This window comes from Aromatoleum evansii (assembly GCF_012910805.1).
Lineage (GTDB): Bacteria > Pseudomonadota > Gammaproteobacteria > Burkholderiales > Rhodocyclaceae > Aromatoleum > Aromatoleum evansii.
Window position 1 is genome coordinate 1 of sequence record NZ_WTVK01000131.1, and the last position, 3461, is coordinate 3461.

A 3461-nucleotide genomic window follows, 5' to 3' on the forward strand; every position below is an offset into this window, starting at 1 on the left:
GATGGGTATAAGAGACACGGCATGGGGTGTGCGGGAGTCGGGCAGGCGGGTGGGCGAACTGCCGTTCGAGACGGGGCGCAACCGCATGTCGGTGGCCGTGGAGGGTGATGGCGAGGTCTGGTTGCTGTGCAAGGGGGCGCCGGAGGTCGTCGTGCCGCGCTGCGTGCTGCAGCGCGCATCCGATGGCGGGACCGTTGCGGTGGACGCGGACGCCGTGCGCAGCGCGCTCGATGCGATGGCGCGACGCGGCCTGCGGGTGATCGCGCTGGCGCGGCGCCGGCTCGATATCGGTGAGACGGTCGCCGACGATAGGGCCAAAGACGAGGCCGAGCGGGACCTGATCCTTGAAGGCCTCGCCGGCATCGAGGATCCGCCGCGGCCGGACGTGCGCGAGGCGGTGGCCCGCTGCCGCGAGGCGGGCATCCGCGTGATCATGGTGACCGGGGATTACCCCGCAACGGCCGTCGCGATCGGGCGCGAGATCGGTCTCACCGGAGAGGCGCCACGGGTTTTGCGCGGCGAGGACGTCGCGCGCATGAATGCGGCGCAGCTCGCGCTGGCGCTCGACAGTCCCGAGGTGATCTGCGCGCGTGTCACGGCGGAGCACAAGCTGCGCGTCGTGCAGGCCCTGCAACGGCGCGGAGACGTGGTCGCGGTGACGGGCGACGGCGTGAATGATGCGCCGGCGCTGCGGGCGGCGGACATCGGCATCGCAATGGGGCGCGGCGGCACCGATGTGGCGAAGGAGGCGGCGGACATGGTGCTGCTGGACGACCACTTCGCGACCATCGTCAGCGCGATCGAGGAAGGGCGTGCGGTGTTTGATAACCTGCGCAAGTTCCTTACTTACATCCTGACGTCCAACATTCCCGAACTGGTCCCGTGCCTGGTGTTCGTGTTGCTGCGCGTGCCCCTGCCGCTGACGGTGATCCAGATCCTGGCGGTCGACCTCGGCACCGACATGCTGCCGGCGCTCGCGCTCGGCGCCGAACCGCCGTCGCCGGGGCTGATGCAGCGCCCGCCGCGCCCGCGCAGTGCGCGTCTGGTGGACGGAGCGTTGATTGCGCGGGCCTACCTGTTCCTCGGCGTGCTGGAGTCGGCGGCGTCGCTCGCCGTGTTCTTCGGCGTGCTTACGGCGGGCGGCTGGGTGCGCGGCGAGGGGCTGGGACGGCTGGATCCCCTGTATCTGGAGGCGACGACGGCCTGCCTCGCGACGATCGTCGTGATGCAGGTCGCGAACCTGTTCCTGTGCCGCGATGCGCGGCGGGCGGCTTGGCCCCCGGGGCTGGGGGCGAATCGGCTGCTGCTGTGGGGGTTGGGGTTCGAGCTGGTGCTGATCGCGGCGATCGTCTACCTGCCCGTCGGCAACGCCATCTTCGGCACCGCGCCGCTGGATGCAGGGACCTGGCTATGGATGCTGCCGCTGGCGCTCGCGATGGTGGCGCTGGAGGAGGGCCGCAAGGCGTGGCTGCGGCGTCGGGCGCCCCGGTAGCGGCGACGCGATCGGCGGATGCGGCTACGGGTGGGGCGCAGGGCGGTGGTAATCGCGTAGCAGGCGCAGGGCCTCCTCGTCCTCGACCTGCGTGAAGTCGCCGTAGAAGCCGCTGATCCCGCCCAGCCACGTCGGCTTGAGCACGCATTCGACGTCGTCGCAGTGGCGGGCGAGGGTGTCCAGCGTGTCGGGCGGGGCCACCGGGACGGCGACGATCAGCTCGTGCGGTTGCTTCGCGCGGATCACGTGCAGGGCCGCGAGCATGGTCGCGCCGGTCGCCACGCCGTCGTCGGTGACGATGACCGAGCGGCCTGCGATTTCCGCTGCGGGGCGCACGGCGCGGAAGCGTTCCTTGCGGCGGTCGATCTCGGCGATCTGGTGTGCGCGTTCGCGCTCGAGGTAATCGTCATCGACTCCGACGACCGAGCGCGCATAGTCGGCGAGGTACTCCTCGCCGTCCTCGCCGATCGCGCCCACCGCGAGTTCGGGGTCGTAGCGGGCGCGCAGCTTGCGGGCGAGCACCACGTCCAGCTCCGCGCCGAGTTCGCGCGCGAGCACGGCGCCGGTGACGACGCCACCGCGCGGAATCGCCAGCACGAGCGGATCCTTCAGCGGACGCCCCTTGAGCCTGGCCGCGAGTTGGCGCGCGGCGTCTTCCCTGTCCTTGAACATGGCCGTCTCCGATCATCCATTTCATTTATGGAGGATCGCGGCGGAAAGGCAAGGAAACGGGGTTTCTGCCCCGCGAGTTGACGTTCAGGACGGCTCGACGCCGCGGCGGACCATCTCGACCATCTCATCGGCGATCTGCTGCGGGGTGCGGCGGCCTTCGCGGTACCACAGGTACACCCAGTTCATGCCGCCGAGCAGGAACAGTCGCAGCAGCGAGCGGTCGGTGCCGGCGGCGACGGGCAGGGCGTTGACCAGGTCGCGGAACAGTTGCTCGTAGGCTTCGCGCGCGGGCTGGATCTTGGCGAGGAGCTCCTGGTTGCCGACGAGCGCGAGGTTGTGCCCGGTGATGCGTTCGACCGCCGGGCCTTCGATCATCTGCGCGACGTGCACCTCGCAGGCGCGGCGCAGGCGATCCCAGGGATCGGAAAGCGCTGCGATCTCCCTTGTGATCGTGCTCATCACGCGCTGGAAGCCTTCGCGGTGCACGGCAAGGTAGAGCTCGTCCTTGGACGCGAAGTGGTGGTAGACCGAGCCGGGCAGCAGGCCGACCTTGCGCGCGATGTCGCGGATCGAGCTGCGGTCGTAGCCCTGATCGGAGAAGAGTTCGGCCGCGGCGTTGAGGATGATCTGGCGGCGATCGAGCGGCTCGTCCTTGTCGCCCGAACCGTCGCCGGCGGAGCTGGCGAGCTGCGCGCTGAGCGTGCCGCGTTCGAGGAGCTCGCGCTGGCTGTCGGTGAGCGCGGCGAGGCCTGCGGGGGTGGTGTCGACGAGCGCCTGCAGGCGCTTGGCAGTGGTTTCCAGGCCGTGCTTCTGCCAGATGTAGCGCACGCCGGACGCGGAGATCGTCAGGCCGGTGCGGCGCAGGCGTTCCGCGACGGCGGCCTGCCCGAGTTCGGGTTCAACGCGCGACAGCCGCAGGATCTCCGCCTCGGTCGAGGAAAGAGTCGAATCATCGTGGGCGGCGGCTGAAGCGGACGTCATCGGGGCGTGGCTGGAAGCGGTTGTCGGTCGAAATCATAGCGTGCAGGGAGTCGGGTTGCATGTCGCGCGGCGGAGCGCATAGTGCGGGCGGCGGCTTTGCGTAATCCCCAGTGCTGATTAGACTACTTGAACAAGTGTTTGACAAGTCGGTGTGATATCTGTAGCTTGATCGGGCACCGTCAGGACCTGCGCCTGCGGGAGCAAGACTCGAGAGCGGCCACAGAGACCGCCATCTGCCGCACCCGCTTGGGGACGGCCAAAAGACGGAGACAACACGCAATGACCACCGCCCCTGCCGCCGCGCCCCGTGCCGGCG

The 3461-nt window shown here is 69.6% G+C and carries 3 protein-coding genes; 1 reads left to right on the forward strand and 2 read right to left on the reverse strand.

What is annotated here, in order from left to right:
• Window positions 1-1492 (forward strand): cation-translocating P-type ATPase (locus GO615_RS27310; RefSeq protein ID WP_169132995.1); only part of this gene is annotated, 1492 nt, incomplete at its 5' end.
• Window positions 1493-1516: 24 nt separating this feature from the next.
• On the opposite strand, the gene GO615_RS27315 is transcribed toward GO615_RS27310, so the two are convergent.
• Both GO615_RS27315 and GO615_RS27320 read right to left on the reverse strand, forming a co-directional pair.
• Window positions 1517-2164, reverse strand: coding sequence for a phosphoribosyltransferase (locus GO615_RS27315; RefSeq protein WP_169132996.1), 648 nt, complete (start codon window positions 2162-2164; stop codon window positions 1517-1519).
• Window positions 2165-2248: 84 nt separating this feature from the next.
• Window positions 2249-3145, reverse strand: a complete 897-nt coding sequence (locus tag GO615_RS27320; protein ID WP_169132997.1) for a TetR/AcrR family transcriptional regulator — start codon at window positions 3143-3145, stop codon at window positions 2249-2251.
• Window positions 3146-3461: the final 316 nt, after the last annotated feature.